General features: G+C 39.9%; 21 protein-coding genes. 7 read left to right on the top strand and 14 right to left on the bottom strand.

The annotated features are described in order from the left end of the window. Window positions 1-15 precede the first annotated feature (15 nt). Window positions 16-714 (top strand): DUF5683 domain-containing protein, encoded by a 699-nt coding sequence (locus L0657_RS21565; RefSeq protein WP_235152838.1) that lies wholly within the window; start codon window positions 16-18, stop codon window positions 712-714. 112 nt (window positions 715-826) lie between these two features. Here the strand turns inward: L0657_RS21565 and hmpA are convergent, their stop codons facing one another. Both hmpA and L0657_RS21555 read right to left on the bottom strand, forming a co-directional pair. Next, a complete protein-coding gene (hmpA, locus tag L0657_RS21560) occupies window positions 827-2041 on the bottom strand; it encodes an NO-inducible flavohemoprotein (RefSeq protein WP_235152837.1) in 1215 nt (404 codons plus the stop codon). 49 nt (window positions 2042-2090) lie between these two features. Continuing rightward, on the bottom strand, window positions 2091-2387 hold the full coding sequence (locus tag L0657_RS21555) for a hypothetical protein (RefSeq protein ID WP_235152836.1): 297 nt from the start codon (window positions 2385-2387) through the stop codon (window positions 2091-2093). Window positions 2388-2667: 280 nt separating this feature from the next. Here L0657_RS21555 and L0657_RS21550 point away from each other — a divergent pair, with 280 nt between their 5' ends. Both L0657_RS21550 and L0657_RS21545 read left to right on the top strand, forming a co-directional pair. Next, a complete protein-coding gene (locus L0657_RS21550) occupies window positions 2668-3054 on the top strand; it encodes a group III truncated hemoglobin (protein ID WP_235152835.1) in 387 nt (128 codons plus the stop codon). Window positions 3055-3152: 98 nt separating this feature from the next. Further along, window positions 3153-3587 carry a carboxymuconolactone decarboxylase family protein gene (locus tag L0657_RS21545; RefSeq protein ID WP_235152834.1) on the top strand — a complete coding sequence of 145 codons (435 nt, stop codon included), beginning with the start codon at window positions 3153-3155 and terminating at the stop codon, window positions 3585-3587. 88 nt (window positions 3588-3675) lie between these two features. Here L0657_RS21545 and L0657_RS21540 read toward each other — a convergent pair whose 3' ends face one another. From L0657_RS21540 to L0657_RS21525, 4 genes are all read right to left on the bottom strand, one after another. Next, a complete protein-coding gene (locus L0657_RS21540) occupies window positions 3676-5397 on the bottom strand; it encodes a M48 family metallopeptidase (protein ID WP_235152833.1) in 1722 nt (573 codons plus the stop codon). Window positions 5398-5553: 156 nt separating this feature from the next. Then, window positions 5554-6342: a hypothetical protein gene (locus L0657_RS21535; protein ID WP_235152832.1), complete on the bottom strand. Its 789-nt coding sequence runs from the start codon at window positions 6340-6342 to the stop codon at window positions 5554-5556. Between the two features lie 297 nt (window positions 6343-6639). After that, window positions 6640-7059: a hypothetical protein gene (locus tag L0657_RS21530; RefSeq protein ID WP_235152831.1), complete on the bottom strand. Its 420-nt coding sequence runs from the start codon at window positions 7057-7059 to the stop codon at window positions 6640-6642. 150 nt (window positions 7060-7209) lie between these two features. Beyond that, complete coding sequence (locus L0657_RS21525; protein ID WP_235152830.1) at window positions 7210-7545, bottom strand: hypothetical protein; 336 nt, start codon at window positions 7543-7545, stop codon at window positions 7210-7212. 233 nt (window positions 7546-7778) lie between these two features. Between L0657_RS21525 and L0657_RS21520 the strand changes: the two genes are divergently transcribed. Further along, window positions 7779-8006: a hypothetical protein gene (locus L0657_RS21520; protein WP_235152829.1), complete on the top strand. Its 228-nt coding sequence runs from the start codon at window positions 7779-7781 to the stop codon at window positions 8004-8006. A gap of 348 nt (window positions 8007-8354) precedes the next feature. Then, window positions 8355-8750, top strand: a complete 396-nt coding sequence (locus tag L0657_RS21515; protein ID WP_235152828.1) for a RidA family protein — start codon at window positions 8355-8357, stop codon at window positions 8748-8750. Window positions 8751-8804: 54 nt separating this feature from the next. Here the strand turns inward: L0657_RS21515 and ligD are convergent, their stop codons facing one another. Then, window positions 8805-11516, bottom strand: a complete 2712-nt coding sequence (gene ligD / locus L0657_RS21510) for a DNA ligase D (protein WP_235152827.1) — start codon at window positions 11514-11516, stop codon at window positions 8805-8807. 89 nt (window positions 11517-11605) lie between these two features. Then, a complete protein-coding gene (locus L0657_RS21505) occupies window positions 11606-12058 on the bottom strand; it encodes a GNAT family N-acetyltransferase (protein WP_235152826.1) in 453 nt (150 codons plus the stop codon). Between the two features lie 250 nt (window positions 12059-12308). Between L0657_RS21505 and L0657_RS21500 the strand changes: the two genes are divergently transcribed. Next, on the top strand, window positions 12309-13178 hold the full coding sequence (locus L0657_RS21500) for an SDR family oxidoreductase (protein ID WP_235152825.1): 870 nt from the start codon (window positions 12309-12311) through the stop codon (window positions 13176-13178). A gap of 118 nt (window positions 13179-13296) precedes the next feature. Here the strand turns inward: L0657_RS21500 and L0657_RS21495 are convergent, their stop codons facing one another. The 5 genes from L0657_RS21495 to L0657_RS21475 all read right to left on the bottom strand — a co-directional run bounded on the left by L0657_RS21495 (window position 13297) and on the right by L0657_RS21475 (window position 17335). Then, window positions 13297-13644: a DUF1801 domain-containing protein gene (locus L0657_RS21495; RefSeq protein WP_235152824.1), complete on the bottom strand. Its 348-nt coding sequence runs from the start codon at window positions 13642-13644 to the stop codon at window positions 13297-13299. Window positions 13645-13703: 59 nt separating this feature from the next. Further along, on the bottom strand, window positions 13704-14084 hold the full coding sequence (locus tag L0657_RS21490; RefSeq protein WP_235152823.1) for an iron chaperone: 381 nt from the start codon (window positions 14082-14084) through the stop codon (window positions 13704-13706). Between the two features lie 436 nt (window positions 14085-14520). Continuing rightward, window positions 14521-14718: a hypothetical protein gene (locus L0657_RS21485; RefSeq protein ID WP_235152822.1), complete on the bottom strand. Its 198-nt coding sequence runs from the start codon at window positions 14716-14718 to the stop codon at window positions 14521-14523. Between the two features lie 238 nt (window positions 14719-14956). After that, window positions 14957-16144 carry a sorbosone dehydrogenase family protein gene (locus L0657_RS21480; RefSeq protein WP_235152821.1) on the bottom strand — a complete coding sequence of 396 codons (1188 nt, stop codon included), beginning with the start codon at window positions 16142-16144 and terminating at the stop codon, window positions 14957-14959. A gap of 153 nt (window positions 16145-16297) precedes the next feature. Next, the gene (locus tag L0657_RS21475) at window positions 16298-17335 is read right to left on the bottom strand and encodes a LacI family DNA-binding transcriptional regulator (protein WP_235152820.1); all 1038 of its coding nucleotides are present in this window, start codon (window positions 17333-17335) and stop codon (window positions 16298-16300) included. A gap of 187 nt (window positions 17336-17522) precedes the next feature. On the opposite strand from L0657_RS21475, the gene L0657_RS21470 reads away from it, so the two are divergent. Beyond that, entirely contained in the window at window positions 17523-18380 is an 858-nt protein-coding gene (locus L0657_RS21470; protein ID WP_235152819.1) for an SDR family oxidoreductase, read from the top strand. A 76-nt stretch (window positions 18381-18456) separates the two neighbouring features. Here L0657_RS21470 and L0657_RS21465 read toward each other — a convergent pair whose 3' ends face one another. Beyond that, entirely contained in the window at window positions 18457-20061 is a 1605-nt protein-coding gene (locus L0657_RS21465) for a DUF4394 domain-containing protein (RefSeq protein WP_235152818.1), read from the bottom strand. Window positions 20062-20126: the final 65 nt, after the last annotated feature.

Here is a 20126-nt window from a genome sequence, read left to right as displayed (position 1 = left end):
AATTTATTAGCCATCATGAAAAATTACCTTTGGATCGTTCTGATCCTGTCATCTACTTATGCACTGTCTTCAACGGTCGAGCCTAATTTTTCCGTCCATTATTTGGGTGAATCGGAAAATCAAAATCCCGGACTATCTGAAATCGATTCTCAGAAAACCGAAAAAAGAAGCTTCGTGCCAAACCCAGCCAGGGCTACCAGACTTGCTGCACTAATTCCAGGTTCAGGGCAAATCTATAACCGGGATTATTGGAAAGCTCCACTGGTTTATGCAGCCCTGGCGGGAGGTACCTGGACGGCGATATATTGGCAGATTCGGTATCAGGATTTTGTTCGAGGTTATCTGTCATTTTATGATCTGAATGCAGATCCCGACAATAAAAACTACGGGAAAATTAAAGCAGGTCTAACAAACGGTTCTTTCCTGCCTGTTTATTATCGTGGAGGAATTCTGAATGGTGAACGACAGGAAGCGCGGCCATTCTCAATTGATCAGATGAGACGTTACAAGGATGCTTATCGACGCTATTTTGAGCTTTCTGTTGTCGTAACTGCCGCCATTTATGTCGTCTCAATCATTGAAGCCAATGTTGCAGTGCATCTAAAAACTTTTGATATGTCTGACGACCTAACTTTCCGTCTGGAACCAAAGTTAAGTCAACCTATAATACAAAGTTTGGCTCCCGGGGTTCGGCTGGTCTTTAACTTTAAATGATGAACGGCTGCTGAACCGTCATTGCGGAGCACAGAAACCTGGTGAATTAATGACAATGTGATAATAAGAAAACAGCTGCCCGAAGAAAATCTCCCGGGCAGCTGTTTTCTCATTAATTAAGGTTCAAAGTTTGAGGTCCGAATTCTTCAAAATGGATATACTCCTTCTTTATCCCGTTGGTAATTAGATGGTTGTAATGTTTGGAAATAAATGGAGCCGGACCGCAGATATAGTAGTCGGTGTTTTCAGCGATTAATTCAGGTCCTAAAATATCCAGCTCCACCCAGCCAGGATAAAATGTCTCCGGCGATGATTGTTTGTCAGCATTATTGTAAAAAATGTGTTTTTGAATCACATTTTCATCTTCCGCCCAGTAATCAATCAATTTTTTGAAAGCGTGCACTTCCTCGTTACGCGCTCCATGAATCCAGGTTATAGGCTTTTTACTTCCGCTTTTGATCAGTTCTTCCAGCATACTGATCAGCGGAGTTTGCCCTACACCGCCGCTGATAAATACAACCGGGTGATCGTTTTCATTTTTCAGCATAAAAGTCCCGGCAGGAGCAGAGACATCAATCAGGTCACCCGGGTTGATGAAATCATGCAGGCGATTGCTGATTAAACCATCTGGATTCGGGTTGACTGATATTTCTTTTTTTACTGAAATCCTGTAATACATACCGTTCGGAGCGTTTGATATACTGTACTGGCGTGGTTGCAGCAGATTCAATTCGGGTAAAAACAACCGAACGCTCAAAAATTGACCAGGTGTGAAATCCGCGACGTTGCCACCGTCCGCCGGATATAAATGAAAGGAAGTAATTTCCGTCGGCTCCTGAACCTTCGCTTTTACAATAAACGGACGCCAGCCTGTCCAGCCCCCTTTTTTCTCAACCTGCTGTCGGTAAAGTTTTGTCTCATATCCCGACATAATCTCAGCCAGCTGGGAATAGGCAACTCCCCAGGCATCCAGAATTTCCGGCGTCGCAGCCGCTCCTAAAACTTCCGAAATGGAAGCCAGAAGATGTTCCCCGACGATAATATAATGTTCAGGTCGAATACTAAGACTTACATGTTTTTGTCCGATTCCATCAACCACAGGCATTAACACGCCGGGATTCTCAATGTTTTCGGCATAAGCGAGAACTGCCATTGCCAGGGCGGTCTGTTGTCTGCCATTTTGCTGATTGCCCATGTTGAAAACATTTTTCAATTCCGGGTTATGTACAAACATACGTTTGTAAAAATGAGTCGTAAGTAGAACTCCGTTTTCTTTCAAAATCGGTACCGTAGCTTTAACCAGATTCTTTTGTTCCTGCGTTATCATGTGATGTGTTGTAATGTTAAATGATTGATTTTTTATAGGAGAGCGACCTTTAACCCTGAACCAAAAAGCAAAGACTGTCTTCGCTGGCTTCAAGTGTATGGACGACGTGAACCGGAATTTCCAGATCGTCGTATTGGTCAAGTGTGATTGACCTTCCGTTCTCTTTATAGATTACGGAACCTTCTGTAACAAGTAGTCTGGTAGGAACATTCGTTTCATGTTCCTTCCAGATCATTCCTTTTTTCAATCCGATTACCAGCGTTTTGAAATGCTCGTTTGATTGAATTATTTTTGCAACCGGTTGCGTAGCAGTTTCCAGTTGTTCAAATACTTTTTTTATTATCATAGTTTTGACTTATTAAATATATTAATACCTTTTTATCTTTTAATGGTTTTTAGGAAATTAGCGCATAGAGGCACATAGGCGCTATACTTAAAAGGTGTAAAAATTTCGATGAGACAAAGTTAAAGTAAAAGTTTAATAATAAAAGATCTTTTTATCTTTTATTTAAATACATTCTCTACATTTGCATAAAAGAGTAATTAGGGACGACGATGGGACATGATCGCTAGCATTTTTTTTAACAACCAAACCTAAGCCAGGATTCACTTACTGATCAATAATCATGGAAACGAAAAAGGAAATTGTATCACTTGAAGAGGTCAAATTATTGGTTGATACTTTTTATGACAAAGTAAGATCTGACGCTAAACTTGCTCCCATTTTTGAAGCAAGAATTAAGGGAAATTGGGAGCCACATCTTGAAAAAATGTATAAATTCTGGCAAACAATTTTACTCAGCGAGATGACTTACACAGGCAATCCGTTTCAGCAACACGAAAGGTTACCGGTGGATTATTCACATTTCGCGGCCTGGATGACCTTGTTCACAGAAACGATTGATGAGCTTTTTACAGGAGACAAGTCAGAAGAAGCAAAACGGAGAGCTGGAAAGATTGCTGAAACATTTGAGCATAAGATTGCTCATTATCAAAAGAATATGATAGAATAAAAAATCTTATTTTTTTGTAGTCCAGCCATTTCTTAAACCTGATTAAGTTTTTTGTCTGAGTTGATATCGAATTTTGTATCAACCAAAATGAAGACAAAATGGAAAAGAGAATTAACATTAGCAAAATTGAGCCTACGGGCTATAAGGCGGTCATTGCTTTGGATAAATTTATTGAAAGTACGCCTTTGACACGAAAGCATAACGATTTGATTAAAATTCGGGCGTCACAAATTAACGGATGTGCTTACTGCATCGACTTGCACACAAAAGATGCGCGCAAAGCCGGAGAAACTGAGCAGCGTATTTATGCGCTTAATGCATGGCGCGAAACGCCTTTTTTCTCGGAAGAGGAACGTGCAATTCTGGCACTAACAGAAGAAGTGACTTTGATTAGCAATCACGTTTCTGATACCACTTACAAGTCGGCTGCGAGTCTTTTCAATGAAAGTTACCTCGCGCAGATCATCCTGGCAATTATTACGATTAATGCCTGGAACCGTATCGGAATCGCAACAGGACTTATGCCCGTCTGATTTGTTCTTCTATTTTTTAAACAAGAAGTGTAATTAAGATCAGAAAAAAGTCAGAGGCCAGGATTTTTGCCTGACCTCTGACTTTTTGTTAACGAATAAAAACGGACCCTTCCGGGATTTTCTCTGCATGAGAAAATGCCAGCTCATATTTTTTCTTGTAGTCTGTAAGATTCTTTGTTTTCTTCTGAGCCTCCGCGCTTTTGTATAGCCCCAGGTAAGACCAGCCGTTGCCAGGATTCCATACCAAGTCTTCCTTGTAGATATTTTCTGCCAGCGCAGGTTTTCCCATTTTTAAATAAATGGCTCCTAAAAACTGCCGGGCAGGAATTGGCCAGTCGTTTGGTTCTGTGTAAATCAGACCATCCTCAAATTTAATAGCCTCATTCAGGCTGGCGATTGCTTTAACAGTATTTTTTTCTTTGAATTGGATCGAGCCTTCAAGAATTTTTCCGGCGATCAAAGCGATCGGTAATGGCGCGTTAAAGGGAATTCTACGTTTCTCCAGAATCGGATCTTTCGCTTTTTTCTGTAACTGGGTTAAATGCTGTTTAGCAAGTTCCATTTTTCCGGTGTTGACATAAGCCATACCTTTTGCAAAATCATCAAGTAAACTTGCATACGTCCAGCTCTCATCCGGAGCATTATTGTCCTTCAACAATTCATCCCATTTGCCAAGGCGCACGAGCGTTAAAGAAGGTAGCATGTACAAATACTGATCATAGGTTGTTTCAGCTGTCGGCGCGACACTCTCACGACAGCGAAGCGCATCCCGCATACCCGTTTCATACATTCCGCCACTCATTGCGCAGTAAGTTTGGACGGCAAAATAATGAGGACTGTGTATGGCGAGAGTCAGGTTTTTAGCGAGAGAATCGTATAAACCGAGATTTTTATCAGCCGCATCATTGACTTCAACTCCCTTGGCGAAAAGTCCGTTGCGCTGGTATTCATGGCTCGACATATGCACCATGTGCGCTACGCCGGGAAAAAGATCTTTTAATTTATCAGCATTTGGAAGCGCTTCCTCCGGATGGTGGGACGCCTCGGTGAGATGGATATGATAATGTAAAGCCGCCGGATGGTTCGGATTCTTTTCTAATATTTTTTGACATAATTGTACAACTTCTTCCGTCCACGGTTTTGGAGAACCATCACTATTCCAAAAGTCCCAGGCATGAATCAGCATAATTGCGTCCACGTAAAGTGCTTTGATATCGTCGTCGTCAGGAAAACTTAAAGTAAGCTCGCGCATAGAAGCGGCGTAAGCCAGGTTTAGTTCTTTCCGCTTTGAATCAGTAAGGTCGGGCGAATATCGATAATTCATTATCTCGATCAGCGATTTTTCCTTGCTCGTAGTCAAGCCGACTTTTTCGTTCATATTATTTAGAACTTGCTGGATCTCCGCTGGCATTTTGTAAGTATGCGCTCCATTATAGTATGGCCCCATGGCAAGTGCCTGGCCCCAGTAAGTCATCGCTGAGGCTGGATCCAGACGCGCAGCTTCTTTAAAAGAAGCCAGCGATTCTTTCATGTGATAGCTATAATATAAATTCAGACCCTGATCAAAATAGAATTGGGCACTATCATTCGCAGTAGAAATTTTGTAGGAATAACTTCCCCAGCCAGGCATGACGCCAATAAATTTTCCGTTTTCTGCCGCTAAGATTTGTGTCCCGCCCGGCGTTGCACAAAGAGCGATAGGGATTTGCCTTTCTTCAACCAGCGGATTTTCGTTGCCAGGAAACAGCGTTAAAAAAATGCTCCCTAAAAGGAAAAATGGTGTCAGGACTTGAAGGATCAGGTTTTTCATCAAGAGTATTTATTGGGAAATGTATTTGCAATTTAAAAAAATTATAGCGATTTTTCTGTACTCGCTTTTGTCAAATACCATTAAAAAGCCAATCCAGCAAAGCCGACTAATTTAATCTGTTTCTGAAATTTGATAAAATGATAGAAGTATGATTTTTCAATTCAAATTTAACCCCACGGCTACTCCCAAATACGGTTTACCCTGATAGTACCAGAACATTTTGTTCTCGTCTAGCAAGTGGTCAATTCCTCCTATTAAACCAAACGTGAATTTTTCAACCCCGAATAATACCGCGATACCTTTCGTCCAAACCATACCGTCATATTCAATCAAGATATTATTGTTGGTGTTGTAAGGATTCACGGCTGTTGTACCAAAGCCGGTAATAATGCCGGCAGATAATCCATAATGGACTATTTTCTGGCTTATATGACCGATGGGATTTTTTGTGTAACTGACGCTGTAAGTATCATTTCTGTAACCCAAATAAACTGCGCCATTCAAATCATTACTAAGTTGCCTAGGAAAAGAGTTTGTTGAAGGGCGGAATTTGAAAGGAATTGTAACGAAATCGATATCAAATCCATTTTGCCAGTACTTGTTTTCGCCAATATTTTTCAGCGAGTTTTTCGATGGTGACTTGCTATCAGGGCGAACAGAGTTGCCGACGGACAATTTTTTGACGCCTTTTGTAATCTCATATACAATGATGGAGTCATGGTCATTTTCGATATAAACGTGTTCTTTTACGCCATGAAGTTTTGACTTGTAAACGCCGTCTTCAAATTTGTATTTCGGACTATTATTAAAACTTTTGCAGCCATAAATTGAAGTTACAAGCAGCGCAACCACCGCAGGAATAAGACAAGTTCCTTTAAATTTTATATAAGTTTTACGTTGTATTTTAGTTGGCAAGAGACTGTTTTTAGGTTTAAAATCTGGCATATATCTGAATTTGGTTTTTATTGAAATCGCCCATCTAAGGGTGATGGCAAGTTCAACAATAATTATGATACGTCTGATTGTGATGCCAAAAATGTTAAAAAACATCAATATGTATATTAAGAATAATACTTTTTAATTTTACTATTAGTTGAATATTTATTATTTTTATCTATTAGTAATAATATGTTATTATATATTATATTTTTTTAAAGTAAAATACTTTTTGATAGTTTTAAAGTACTAACTTCGGTAGTCATTTAATCTCCTGATTATAAGAACGTTGTAATTTATTGGTCTTTATCTAAACGCGTTAATTACCTTAGCATCTATCCAAAAGATATCACCATCGCGACTGAAAAATAGGTATTTTCCGTCACTTGAAACAAAAGGGCAAAACTCATAACCTTCTGAATTTACTGCTTTACCCATATTCGTTGATTCTTGCCAGTTTCCATTCTTGTCCTTTAAACTAATGAAAAGGTCACCTTTACCAAGTCCGTCCGGTCTTTCAGCGCAGAAAATTAAATAACTTTCATCAGGTGCAACGAAAACATCTGCTTCATAATGTTTGGTATTAATTACATCATTCAGTTTTAGAGAAGTTGTGAACTTATCGCCGACAGATTTTGAATACCGGATATCGTAATTTTTATCATCTTTCTGATCTATTCCGCCATTCGAGGAAAAGTACATTGTTCCGTCGTTGGTAAATGACATGTAATATTCGTTCTTATTCGTGTTGATTTCAGTACCAGCATTTATTGGCGCTGACCAACCACCTTTTTTTCTTTCTAAATACCAGATATCAAAATCTTTGACATTCCCCTGTCCGTCGATAGGTCGATCAGAAATGAAATATAATTTTTTTCAGTCGGGTGATAAGAAAGGGTCGTTGTGTTCATATTTGGTATTTGCCAGAATTGTGATCTCTTCGCTCCAGCGACCATTTTCAAACCTTTTCAAAAGAATCTGAGGCTTCTGATTGATGATCGCTGCATAGTAAAATTCTTCTCCATTTCGGGAGAAGATAGAACCATATTCATATCTATCCGATAAGGATATAATTCCCGGCGCGAAAATTTCGGCAATCGCTCCGGGAGGTTGCTGACCTAAATATAAAGACGAGCCGGTTATAACGTTCTTGCTTTTTACCAAACATATTGTTGACACCAATAAAATAAGTGTTAGAATTAATCTGGCCATATTCGATATTGAGAATTTAGGTGTTTAGAAGAACCAATAGTAGTGGTTGAGCCAAATAGTTTGCCACATTTAAAAACCATGTCTATTTTCTTAAAACCCATTTTTGAATATTGAACTTACGTTCGATTTGGAACGATCTGTTTGATTACGCACAGTAGTCAGACACTAACTTTTATTCAAGTTAGCAGGTATAGTTTTTTAGAAATACATTAAAAACCAAATCTTTATGGAATATGGAAACAACGAGCTGGCCGACGAATTTATCTGCTGTTTTGTTCACTGACAAAAACGGCATAACAAGAGAAGGCATCTACAAAAGAGATTTGAACGCTTTTGTTGAGGCACTTGGCGATGAAGGTCCGGAAGATCCGGGAAATTTATATCCTGAAGATAATATCAGAACATGGGAGTATCTGGACGAGAAAAAAAGTCCTGATTCTGACTTTATGGTAATATTATAATATTTAACAAAACTTGATTCTAAAAAAAGCGGACTGTTCAGCCCGCTTTTTTTAGAAACTCTTACAAGACGAGCATACTAACCTGAATTTTTAATTACAAAATTTAGTCAGACGCAATATCTCAAAAGAGGTTGTTTCATAGCTAACAAAAGGAAATCTAATTGCGGTTACAATTTTGATTATCATTGTAAGCAGCAATTGATTTCGTTTTACTCATCAAAGTTGTAATAAATAAAATATTGGTTACAAGGAAATCTATATTTCAAAGCTGACGTTTTTTGAAAACATATTTAAAGCTGGTTACGTATATTTGATCATTTGAAAAACCTTATCAAACCTGTCTTCGATATGGCAAAATCAATAGGAGTGATTAATACAGAAAATGCAGCCCCGGCAGGCGGCCATTATGTGCAAGCGACAACATACAACGGACTCATCTACATTTCCGGCCAGCTTCCGGTACGACCCGACCGAAGTCATACTTTTGCCGATAACTTTGAGGTCCAAGCCAGACAGGCCATGCAGAATCTCATTGAAATTTTGAAAGCTGCGGGAAGTGAGCCGTCGAAACTATTAAAAGTCACTGTCTATCTGGCAGACGTGGAAAACTGGCCCTTATTTAATCAAATATATGCGGAAATGCTCGGAGAAGCTAAGCCCGCGCGTTCCATCGTGCCGGTTCCAAATCTGCATTACGGTTACGCCATTGAAATTGATGCCATTGCAGTAATTTCGGATCCGTGATATAATTGCACTTAGGCTGATTATTAATAGCAGAGTTGGAAAATAGATAAGATTTTACAAATCTACTTCCGCCAAAATTTTCATCAGGTCGATGCCTTTTCCTAAAACTGCTTTAAAGAGATCGCCTTCTTTTTCTATTCTTTTCATCGCATTGGTAATCGTAAAATCTTTCAGCTGCAAACCTTTTTTTACTTCGTCCCAATGCAGCGGCATTGAAACGGTTGCGCCAGGTTTTGGTCTTACCGAATACGGAGCGGCCAATGTGGCTTTCGGGCGATTTTGCAGATAATCTATATACAGTTTGCCCTTTCTGTTTTTTGTCATTCGCTCAATGCTGGTGAAGTCGGGCAATCTTTCCTGTGCCTGAGAAGCGATCCACTTTGCAAATAATTGACATTGATCGTAGCTGTATTTTGCTTCCAGCGGTATATAAATATGAATACCTGTTGAACCTGAGGTTTTGCAATAACCTGAAATGTCCGACTCGTCAAGGATTGTTTTTATCGTTTGTGCCGTCAGGATAACCTGTTCGAAAGTATTGGTTGTATCAGGATCAAGATCCAGAATACACCAGTCCGGGTTATCGGGCGTTTCCGTTTTGCTGTTCCAGGGATTCATTTCTATACAGCCTTGGTTTGCCATGTATAGTAAGCTGGCTTCGTCTGTCGCAACCATGAAGTTTTTGTTTTCCCCTGTTTCAGTGCTGTATGGAAATTTTTCAATCCAGTCGGGAGACTTGCCTGTCACATCTTTTTGATAGAAACTTTTTCCATCGATTCCGTTTGGAAATCTGTTGAGTGAGACGGGGCGGTTTTCAAGGTAGGGTAAGATAAATGGAGCGATCTGGTAATAATAATTGATCAGATCCCGTTTAGTAACATCGTCTTTTGGCCAGAAAACCTTTCCCAGATTCGTGAATTTCAACTCATTTCCGTTTATCTTTCTCACCTGCGTTTCCTCTTTCGGGTTTAGCAATGATTTTCTGGACGACTTCCCTGGGTTCCCGACGATCTTCTCATTTTTAGCTCCTGACTGTTTTTTATCAATGATAAGATCGACTTTTTTAGTCGTTTCACGCGTGACGTCTTTCGCATTTTTGTCTTCCCGTAGACTTTCAAAAGAAGGATGCCGAAAAACTCCGTCAGCGGTGATTTCGGTAAAACTTACCTCACAAACAACCGAAGGTTTGAGCCAGGTAGCTTTTGCTTTGGGCGGGTTCGGGCGGAATCTGGATGGTTTATTATAATCCGGAAGTTCGGTAAACGGACTATCCTTTATGATTAAAGGTTCGAAACGATCAAGCATTTCCCGTTGCTGCTGATCTTTAAACCCAGTTCCAACCTTTCCAACATAGACGAAGTCACCGTCGTCGTATACTCCAAGCAACAGCGAACTGAAAAGTTTGGACGAACCTTCATTACGGGTATACCCAGCAATTACAACCTCCTGTCGTTTGTTTATTTTGATTTTAAGCCAGTCTTTTGACCGGCTTCCTGGATAATAAAGGCTGTCCGATCGTTTGGCAATTATTCCTTCCAAACCCAGCTCTTTGGCAGCTTCAAAAAAATCAGAACCTTCGGCAGTTACGCTGTATCCACTTTTTATATTCCCCTCTTCTGGCATAATGCTTTGCAAAACAACCTTTCTTTCGATAAGAGGAAGTTGTGTTAAATCTTTTCCATCCAACCAGAGTATATCAAAAACGTAGAAGTACAATTCGCCGTCCGCCTCACTCCGCCAGTTTTGTAACGAACCAAAATCGGAAATTCCTTTATCGTCAACCACAACAATTTCGCCATCGACAATTGCATTAATATTCCATTCTGAGATCTCTTTGTAAATCGGGTAAAACTTGTCGTTGAACGATTTGCCATTTCGTGATTTTAATTCGGCTTCTTTATCATTGATGAACGCAACAGCGCGATATCCATCCCATTTAACCTCATACTCCCAACCTGGATCATCAAATGTTTTATCAACCAATGTCGCCAGCATAGGTTTTATATCGGTGTTGAATTTTTGTTTGGGGGCTTTTTTTAATATTTCAGTTGCAGATTTTTTGTCTTTTTCTATGCTGCTATCTTCTCCAATCTGTTCTTGTATCTGTTCCTTCGCTTCATTTTTACTTACCGTCTTTTTATCCTTAACGGTGCTGCCAGGTTCAATTATTTTGCAATCATAAACTTTTTCCGGATCCTTTTTCACAGCTTCAAGTGTCATGTCCGAAATGACTGATTTATCTTTTTCAGTAATATCGTTTTTCGAGCTGAATTCGTCTTTATGTTTTATCAAAAGCCAGGCATTGTCCTCCATACCTTTGGTTTTAACTAATGCAAATTCACCTTTAATTTTTTCACCATTCAGTTTAAATTTTAACGAGCCGGACTTCAGATCTTTTAACAAGCGTTTTTCCTGATCTTGTTTACTGTCTGGCTTTTCCAAGGGTTCATAAGTACCATGATCCCAGACGATCACAGTTCCGGCGCCGTAATTTCCCTTTGGAATAATTCCTTCGAAGTCTTTATAATCATAAGGATGATCTTCAACCATCATCGCCAACCTTTTTACAGAAGGATCCGTCGAAGGACCTTTGGGAACAGCCCAGCTTTTCAAAACGCCATCCATTTCAAGTCTGAAATCGTAATGAAGTCTTGACGCATGATGTTTTTGAATAACAAACCTTAATTTATCTCCTTCCGGAATTCCCGATTCTGGTTCCGGGGTTTCGTTGAAAGATCTTTTCTTTTTGTATTCTGTCAGGCCCATAAACAAACTGTTTAAAGTGTTACTATAATCCGCAACAAACTTTATGCCAGATTTTTATCCAGATGATTTAGAGTCTGTCTGTTTAGTTTTTAAATAGTTTTATCTATATCACAATCCATTTGATAAAGATCAAAGCCCTCGGCCCAGTAATCTTTGACGGTTTCACGAAGTATCAAACCAAATTTTTCGTAAAATTTATAAGCAAATTGTGAAGTCCTTACAGCCAACGTGTGTACTGAGCCGATTTCTTTTATAAGCTGTATTCTAAACCTGGTCAGCTCTGAACCGACTCGTTTTCCCTGATAATCCGGATGGACGATATCCCATGATAAATGAGCAGTTTTTCCATCGGTTGAGAGATTGAACCCAGCAGAACCAATGATATTTTCCTCACTTTCGACTATGTAATAATTATCAGCGTGAAAATCAAAATAATAGATCAAATCTTTTTCTTCACTTGAAGAGAAGTATGCCGGAGTATTTAGTCTCAGTAAATGCAAAACCAGGTCTCTGTCTGTATTTTCGAATTTTCTTATATTCATGATATCCCGATTTTAAGAAACTGGTAATTCGGTAATTTAAATAATTATGCAAAAACTTTCACTGGGTTACATATAGAGTTTTCGAGATATGCTTCTAGAGTTTTCGAGATATGCTTCGCCTAACCGAAAAACATAATTTGTACATCGCTTTATGGGATAACTACATTGTCGCCGCTAGTCTGCATTAGTATTTTTGTGAAATTACCGAGTACTTGAATCAGGTCTTTCACGAACAATTAATACTAACGAAATGGCGAATATAATTCTCACAGGAACAAGCAGTGGTTTTGGTTTACTTACTGCAAAAACATTAGCAAAAATAGGACATACGGTTTTTGCTACCATGAGGAACGTGCAGACAAAAAATGCAAATGCCGCGAGAGATTTATCAGACTGGGCGGAACGGGAAGGCGTGAAAATTAACATTGTTGAAGCAGATGTTACCAGTGATAAATCTGTGAAAGCTGCGACGGAAAATATTGCGTCTCAGACTGACGGGGCAATAGACGTGTTGATAAATAATGCCGGAACCGGTTACATCGGCTTAAATGAAACACTTAGTGCGGAACAAACAAATCAGATTTTTCAAATCAATGTGATCGCGGCAGACCGGATGATCAAGGCTGTTTTACCCTATATGCACAAGAGAAAAAGTGGTTTAATAATTAATATTTCAAGCATAACATCCCGGCAAAATATTCCGGTTATGGGTGTGTATTCAGCCAGCAAGGCGGCGATCGATGCATTGTCGGTAAGTTATCATTATGAGTTGAAATCTTCGGGAATTGATGTTGCGATAATTCAGCCAGGTGCATATCAGTCGACGGATATCGTGAGCAAACAAATGATTCCAGACAATCCGGATGTGATAAATCAGTATGGCGAGGATATGATTAACTATACCAAAGGAGTTTTTCAATATTTTGAACCAAGTGAGTCGAGCCGAGATCCTCAGGAAGTGGCTGATTTAATTGCGGACATTATCGATACTCCGCAGGGTAAAAGAGCACTAACAAACATGATTGGCGCGGGCCCTCTTGGTGATGCTATTTCTGAAATCAACCATAGTATCCAGAATTTGGTTGAAACAATACTGGGTAATCGCGGCGTCATGGCTTAAAATGGAATTTACTAATATACTGCTTCGATCAGTCAGAGACGTCGGTATCCGAATTTTATGTAATGAAATTTCTTATGTCGTAAAAATTTAAAGCTGAATGTTAGTGCGGCATCAGGTATTATTGAAGCGAATAAGAAGCTCGTTTTAATAATTGTGATAATAGTGAATAATCGACATCCTGGCCTTCTTTAATCGTGGCCGTTTTCCTGTCCGGGCTGGTGGTCGACTGAAAAAATCCTTTAATATCTTCGAGTTCAGCTGCATTGAAAATTACAAATGAGACCTTATCCTTGGAGCCCTGAATAACGCAGGCATAATGACCGTTTTTCAGATAATGAGGTTTTCCATACTGTAATCTTTCTTCTGATTCTGGTATGCATTCAAAGATTATTTCTCGCAAGGCATGGCAGACATTAACCTGCCATGGTTGCAACTTTTCGATATATTGAGTCACTTCCGGATTCATATTGTCTTATTTCTGTACTTCGAGATTGTTACATTTAGCGTTAATGCTGATTCCAATATTCACAGCGTTGACATTTTTAACTTACCATCAAAATTATCTTTCATTCTGGCAATAACGATGTTTTTAACAAGTTGCGCCGGAAGAGGTTTGTCTCTGGTAAAACGTATCGTCCCAACGGATGTACTAAAATCTTTCAATTCTGCTTTAAAAGTTTCGACGGTATGGTCATTCCAGGTGTATAACGAACAGTGATTTTTTGAGGCTTTGAATCCAATCAGCATTTTACCCATATACTTATACGCAGGCATACTATAACTGATTACCTCAACAGCTTCAGGAGCAATCTCTTGAATTAAGGACCTGATATTTTCGAGCGCGACGCAAACCTCCTCACTTTGGAGGGACATATAGTCATCGACGGTTTTAATGGAAACGTTCATGATAGGATTTTTTTATTGCTGAAATTTTGTGAGCTATAAAAGCAAAGTTATTTGAAACAGCAAACCTTTCAAGGGGGCAATCACGACAGTTTAGAGGGGAGTTTCCGCCAATATTGATAAAAAAATTACGGCATTAAGAACATCAGACCGAACAATCTCATTCAGGGTTCAGAATCGAGGTTGCTTATTTTATGTGGTCTGATCATTGAGATAACCCAAAGAATTAAAATTCCAATTAATAGGTAAAATACATCTTCTTCTCTTTCAAGGCGAATTGTGGATGTGTTCATAATTGTAAGGTTTAATAAAATCGTTTTTGATTTTTATCTTATCTTTTGGTTCAAGACGTGAGAAGTAGTCAGAAGTCACTATCAAAACCCATAAACATGCCGTTATATAATCAATTTGATGGTAATTTAACTGCATGCTTTGTTCGTTAAAGCTTCCAGCTAAGTTCTCCATTCATCCAAACATGATCATGGATATCATCATGCAATTCTGTTTCTGTTATAATTCTGACATTGCTTGACCGGGATGCGTTTGAAACCGCGACCTTATTTTCAGCGGGGATATCAAATTCGTAAAGCGACATAACTAATCCGACCGGAAGAGAATTTTCAAATAAATTTTTCATGGCTAATAATATGACGGACTGACTCTCAAAAATTTAAAATGTTTACCTAAAAGCTTAACAAAACTATGGTATTAGCGCATTGTTTTCGATACCGTTTAGTTGTTATATTGCCGTTAAAAAATCCCAGTTATCAAAAGGCAGCGTGGAGATATTGGAAAAAAGACCAGCACCTAAAAAATAGATGCTGGTCTTTTGATTTGTGGTTCCGCCGGATATTTCAGCAGCAAAATGTTAATATTTAAGGCACTAATTTATATAAAGCACCTTTGTTTTCCTCTAATAGTTCGGTCAGGACGTAAAGTTCTCCGGACATATCTTCTCCGAAACTGTAAACGTGCCAGTAGCCAGCATCTTTTCCGATGGATAATTTCTCCCGTGTCCATTTATTATCTGCACCTGAAGTAAGAGACCAGATCGGCCCCATCATGTCGCCGAAAATATACTTTCCTGCCAACGAAGGAATCGCTTTTCCGCGGTATAGAAATCCTCCCGTGATACTCAAGCCTTCCGGATGTGGATATTCTGCAATCGGCGCAATGGGCTTGACCGGTTTGGGATCATCCGCTCTGAAATCATGAAAGCCTTCAATCGGCCTCCAGCCGTAATTTCCACCTTTTGTTATAATGTCAATTTCTTCGTATTTGTTCTGTCCAACATCTCCGGCAAAAAGCTCGTTCGTTTTTTTGTCGAAACTAAACCGCCACGGGTTTCGCAAACCATAGGCGTAAATTTCTCCTCTCGCATCTTGTGTTTTAACAAATGGATTGTCTGCGGGAATTGTGTATGGAGATTTGTTGACATCAATTCGAAGGATCTTTCCGAGCAGGTTTGTCATGTTTTGGGCATTTCCATACTGTCCGTGTTTGTCGTCAGCACCTCCGCCATCGCCGGCAGAAATATATAAAAAACCGTCTGCACCGAATTTCAAATCACCGCCATTATGATTTGATTGTGGCTGGTCAAATGTCAAAACCTTTTTTGCAGATGCCTTGTCGGCAACCAAAGGATTTTCTTTGCTTACCGTATATTCGCGCACTTCTGAACGATGATCAACACCTTTTTCGGCAGGCACTGCGGAAACACTGATATAAACATAAAACTTGCCATTGCTTGAATAATCAGGGTGAAAAGCGAGGCCCAATAATCCGCGTTCGTCATAACCATCTTTTTTCAAAACATCTTGTGTTATGTCCAAAAATGCGGCAGCAACAAGTTTTCCTTTTTGTATCACCCGGATTTTTCCTACCTGTTCGCAAACAAAGATCAGGTCCGGTGATTTTTTATTGACAGCAAATGCTGTTGGATGTGAAAGCTGGTCTGTCACCAGCTGCAATTTGACTTTGCTCGTAGATGTTGCAACTTGTCCAAAAGCAGTCCCTGTAAGAAGGGCCATTGAAACAATTGGAATGATTAGTTTTTTTAACATGGATGAAGTTTGAGAGAACGTAAAGTTTTTAGATGAGATTCTTTACTCGCTACAAAATTAACGTAATCGTTTACGGAAATCACCATAAAAAAAATGTTCCTCACGAAATACTGTAACTACCTAATAACAAGATGCATTGTTATTAGGTAGATTTTAAGAGATGAAACCGGTTTTCATCGAAGATTCTCTGAAAACCGGTTTAGGTTCAATGACTTTTCTTGTAGAATTTGCCTGGAAGGAAACGCCATTTTTGACCATATCAAAAAGCAGCTTGAAAGCTTCCTGCCCCATTAAAACTGTTTGTTGATCCATCGTCGATAGGGAAGGAGTGGTATGTTCACTAAACATATCATTACAAAAACCAAAAATACCAAATTGCTGTGGTACCTGGATTTTATTTGATTTCAATTCTTTTAAAGCACCAAGAGCAGTAAAGTCTTCGGCAGCAAAAATGGCGTCAGGGGGATTTTTTAGCTGTAATAAATGTCTGGTGCCTTCCATGCCGGACTCAATTGAAATGTTGCCGGTGTAGATAATTGTTTGGTCTGGGGGAATATTATTAACTTCCAGCGCAGCTAAATATCCTCTGTATCGGTCATTAAAAGTTTTGATATAGGTCGGTCCGGATATATGCGCAATTCGCTTATAACCCTGATCAATGAGGTGTTGCGTAGCCAGCAATGCACCATTATATCCGTCAATAACAACGGAAGGAATATCAATTTCATCAGGGACTCTGTCGAAAAACACAAGTGGAATATTTCTCCGTTTCACTTCCAGAAAGTGGTCGTACTTCAAAGTATTTCGAGAAAGAGAAACAATGATCCCGTCGACACGGGCGCCAATCAAAGTTTGAATTCCCTTCACTTCCAGTTCGTATAATTCGTCGCACTCATGAATAAGGACAGAGTATCCGCTTTTGCTGGCCAGGTTGGTGATTCCATGAATTACAGAGCCGAAAAATGCGTTTTCAGCGGTTGGAATTAAAACACCGATTACATTGGTTTTGCCGGAACGTAAGGACGAAGCGATACGGTTTGAATTATAGTTTAACCTTTGCGCAGCTTCCTGAACAATTTTTTTGGTTTTCAAACTAATCTCTGGGTGGTCGCTTAGTGCACGCGAGACTGTCGCGGCTGTCATTTCCAGCTCCTTTGCTATATCGTTTAGTGTGACGCTATTTTTTTTCAAGTAGACTCTTTTTCTGCAAAAATAAGAAAGATTTGAAGGCGGGCAAAGTTTAGATACTTAAAGGAGAATTAAACAGATGGTATCGGAATTAGAAATCTCTAAGTATGATAAATTCATCTTTCGTCAGTTACCAATTCTGGTTTGGCATAAATTTTTAAACGTTGCCGCCAAACTAATCATCAACATCATGGAATTTAACATAGAAACCAACGGACAGACGCAGAATGAGCAACCGGGCATAGAGGAGAAGATGAATCCCGAGCCGGTTGTGATACGTAAAAATTATAGGGGAAGTGGCAAACTGGAAGGAAAGGTTGCTCTGATTACAGGTGGCGATAGTGGCATAGGAAGATCGGTCGCGGTTCATTTTGCGCGTGAAGGCGCGGATGTTGCAATTGTTTATTTGAGCGAAGATCAGGACGCCGACGAAACGAAACGACTTGTTGAGGCAGAGGGGAAAAGTTGTTTACTCATTCCAGGCGATATTCGAGAACAGGAATTTTGTCAGGAAGCTGTTGGTCTGGTAATTGGCGAATTTGGGAAATTGAATGTGTTGGTAAACAACGCAGCAGAGCAACATCCGAAAGAAAGTATTGCAGATATATCTTCCGCACAACTGACGAATACTTTCAGCACAAATATCTTTTCTTTCTTTTATTTTACACAAGCCGCACTGCCTTATCTAAATGAAGGCGATTCCATTGTTAACACAACATCGATCACTGCATATCATGGAAGCCCGGGATTGCTGGATTATTCCTCGACAAAAGGAGCGATAACTTCGTTCACGCGATCTTTGGCAATTAATCTTGTAGAAAAGGGAATTCGTGTGAATGCTGTTGCACCCGGACCAATCTGGACGCCATTGATACCGGCAACCTTTGATGCCGAACACGTGGCAGAATTTGGAAAAGACACCCCATTCAAAAGGCCAGGCCAGCCTTGCGAGGTTGCGCCATGTTATGTTTTTCTGGCTTGTGAAGATTCTTCGTATATCAGTGGGCAAGTTTTGCATCCTAACGGAGGGCAAGTTGTAAACGGGTAAATCATTTCAATTTTTGTAAAACAAAAAAAAGGTGATCAGAAAAGCCCTGATCACCTTTTTTGACGCTGGTTTTTTATTATAAACCAAAACCAAGCGCTAATCCTTTTACTGATCCAGGATATGTGTATTTAACCTGAACTGCACCGTTGCTAAGATCTACTGTATAGAAATTTGTATTTCCGCCTACCGTGAATATTCCGTAACCCATTCCCGAAGCATTTCCAATATCAAATCCGATATTAGAAGCTACATCAATGTTCAGGTTTTTAGGCATATCAAGACTTCCATCATTTGGAGGATTTTGTCTGTATAATATGTCCATGTTGCTATCAATATCATACAGTGTGGTTGCAGTTGCACCAGGATAACTGTTGGTGTAAGCTCCTGCTGTAACAAACGGTGTCAGTGGAGATCCTGTGATTTTCAGTGTTCCATCAACAACAGTTACGCCATTCATGTCGCCCGGCGAAACATTAATCCGCAAGTTTTGACCCGTCTCACTTACCACACGTAATCTGTCGGCCACAGGGTTAAAATCTACCCCGAAGATTGATCCGTTTAACATAACAGGCGTTCCGTCAGTTAATTTGAGCGTTGCAGCTTCTGCCGCCATTCCTGATCCAAGATCAACGCTATAAATTTTGCTGTTCATACCCAGCGCATAAAGACGCCCGTTAGCTGGTCGGATGTCTATACCTGCAAGTAAAACTCCAGATGGGAGTCCCATAATAGCTTTTGTGCCGTAGCTCGCACCGGTCATCGGATCAAAAATTCTCAAATTATTTACGCCATCCAGCGCGTAAGCAACAGGAAGAGAAGGTATTGCTATCCCAATGATATTAACTCCGGCTGGCAGATCACCCAGTTTTTGAAGTTTACCAGTTGTTAGATTTACATGATTCAATTCCCATTTGCCCTGATATTTTACTGAAGCGATTGGGTAAACATCGGACGCGTTGATATCCGGAGATATATCAAAACCGCCAACATCTTCAATGTCGATATCAAAACGGCTGCCAACAGCAACAAGGCCACCGTCATTCGGAGGCGTTTGAATGTATAACTGATCAGTTGTCGGGTCAATATCATATAATGTCGTACCTACGCCCGGCGCAGCAGTTACACCAGCACGGCTGTTTGTATAGGCAACCGCACCAATTTGTGGATTGGAATATCCTTTCAATATAAGATCTGTCGCAGCGATCATTCCTGTTTCAGGATTTACACGCAAATTCTGCGTACTGCTGGTGGTAACGCGAATTTTATCAACCGTAGGGTTAAAGTCAAATCCGATGTTCGCACCTGTTAAAGCAGTTGCAAGAGGTGCATCGCCAATTCTTGTAGCTCTGCCTTCGGTAGCACCGGCTATAAGACTGATCTGGTAAAGATTGCCTTGTTTGCTGATTGCGTAAAGTTGACCCGTTGCCGGGCGAAAATCAATACCAGCCAGTGCGTCGCCGGCGACAAGCCCGGTAACGGAAATAGATTTTAGAGGTGTAGAAGTGTTTTTAACATTGATTTGGTGAATTTTGTTGTCATCTGACAAGGCCCAAAAGAGTCTGTCAGGAAGCGATTGTTCAGTAGGCGCCATGCGGTGATCTTCGCAGGAAACGAGGATCATTGATGAGGTGAGAGCGGTCGCGAATGCCGCTTGCTTAACCAGACTGCTAAAAAAATTCATAAGCAACGTAAGTGAAGTGAGTGATTATTTATCGTTCTACCTACGTTCAAAGATGCCCTTTAGAT

This window comes from Dyadobacter sp. CY345 (assembly GCF_021502725.1).
Classification (GTDB): domain Bacteria; phylum Bacteroidota; class Bacteroidia; order Cytophagales; family Spirosomataceae; genus Dyadobacter.
This window is presented reverse-complemented; position numbering and strand designations above follow the sequence as displayed.

What these genes read in the sequence shown, in the direction of transcription:
- L0657_RS21480 (WP_235152821.1), bottom strand. Translation starts at nt 16,144, where the DNA reads ATGTTAAAAAAACTAATCATTCCAATTGTTTCAATGGCCCTTCTTACA.
- L0657_RS21530 (WP_235152831.1), bottom strand. Translation starts at nt 7,059, where the DNA reads ATGTCATTTACCAACGACGGAACAATGTACTTTTCCTCGAATGGCGGA.
- L0657_RS21505 (WP_235152826.1), bottom strand. Translation starts at nt 12,058, where the DNA reads ATGAATATAAGAAAATTCGAAAATACAGACAGAGACCTGGTTTTGCAT.
- L0657_RS21540 (WP_235152833.1), bottom strand. Translation starts at nt 5,397, where the DNA reads ATGAAAAACCTGATCCTTCAAGTCCTGACACCATTTTTCCTTTTAGGG.
- ligD (WP_235152827.1), bottom strand. Translation starts at nt 11,516, where the DNA reads ATGGGCCTGACAGAATACAAAAAGAAAAGATCTTTCAACGAAACCCCG.
- L0657_RS21485 (WP_235152822.1), bottom strand. Translation starts at nt 14,718, where the DNA reads ATGAAAAATTTATTTGAAAATTCTCTTCCGGTCGGATTAGTTATGTCG.
- L0657_RS21520 (WP_235152829.1), top strand. Translation starts at nt 7,779, where the DNA reads ATGGAAACAACGAGCTGGCCGACGAATTTATCTGCTGTTTTGTTCACT.
- L0657_RS21465 (WP_235152818.1), bottom strand. Translation starts at nt 20,061, where the DNA reads ATGAATTTTTTTAGCAGTCTGGTTAAGCAAGCGGCATTCGCGACCGCT.
- L0657_RS21565 (WP_235152838.1), top strand. Translation starts at nt 16, where the DNA reads ATGAAAAATTACCTTTGGATCGTTCTGATCCTGTCATCTACTTATGCA.
- L0657_RS21495 (WP_235152824.1), bottom strand. Translation starts at nt 13,644, where the DNA reads ATGAATCCGGAAGTGACTCAATATATCGAAAAGTTGCAACCATGGCAG.
- L0657_RS21545 (WP_235152834.1), top strand. Translation starts at nt 3,153, where the DNA reads ATGGAAAAGAGAATTAACATTAGCAAAATTGAGCCTACGGGCTATAAG.
- L0657_RS21515 (WP_235152828.1), top strand. Translation starts at nt 8,355, where the DNA reads ATGGCAAAATCAATAGGAGTGATTAATACAGAAAATGCAGCCCCGGCA.
- L0657_RS21550 (WP_235152835.1), top strand. Translation starts at nt 2,668, where the DNA reads ATGGAAACGAAAAAGGAAATTGTATCACTTGAAGAGGTCAAATTATTG.
- hmpA (WP_235152837.1), bottom strand. Translation starts at nt 2,041, where the DNA reads ATGATAACGCAGGAACAAAAGAATCTGGTTAAAGCTACGGTACCGATT.
- L0657_RS21490 (WP_235152823.1), bottom strand. Translation starts at nt 14,084, where the DNA reads ATGAACGTTTCCATTAAAACCGTCGATGACTATATGTCCCTCCAAAGT.
- L0657_RS21470 (WP_235152819.1), top strand. Translation starts at nt 17,523, where the DNA reads ATGGAATTTAACATAGAAACCAACGGACAGACGCAGAATGAGCAACCG.
- L0657_RS21555 (WP_235152836.1), bottom strand. Translation starts at nt 2,387, where the DNA reads ATGATAATAAAAAAAGTATTTGAACAACTGGAAACTGCTACGCAACCG.
- L0657_RS21535 (WP_235152832.1), bottom strand. Translation starts at nt 6,342, where the DNA reads ATGCCAGATTTTAAACCTAAAAACAGTCTCTTGCCAACTAAAATACAA.
- L0657_RS21500 (WP_235152825.1), top strand. Translation starts at nt 12,309, where the DNA reads ATGGCGAATATAATTCTCACAGGAACAAGCAGTGGTTTTGGTTTACTT.
- L0657_RS21525 (WP_235152830.1), bottom strand. Translation starts at nt 7,545, where the DNA reads ATGGCCAGATTAATTCTAACACTTATTTTATTGGTGTCAACAATATGT.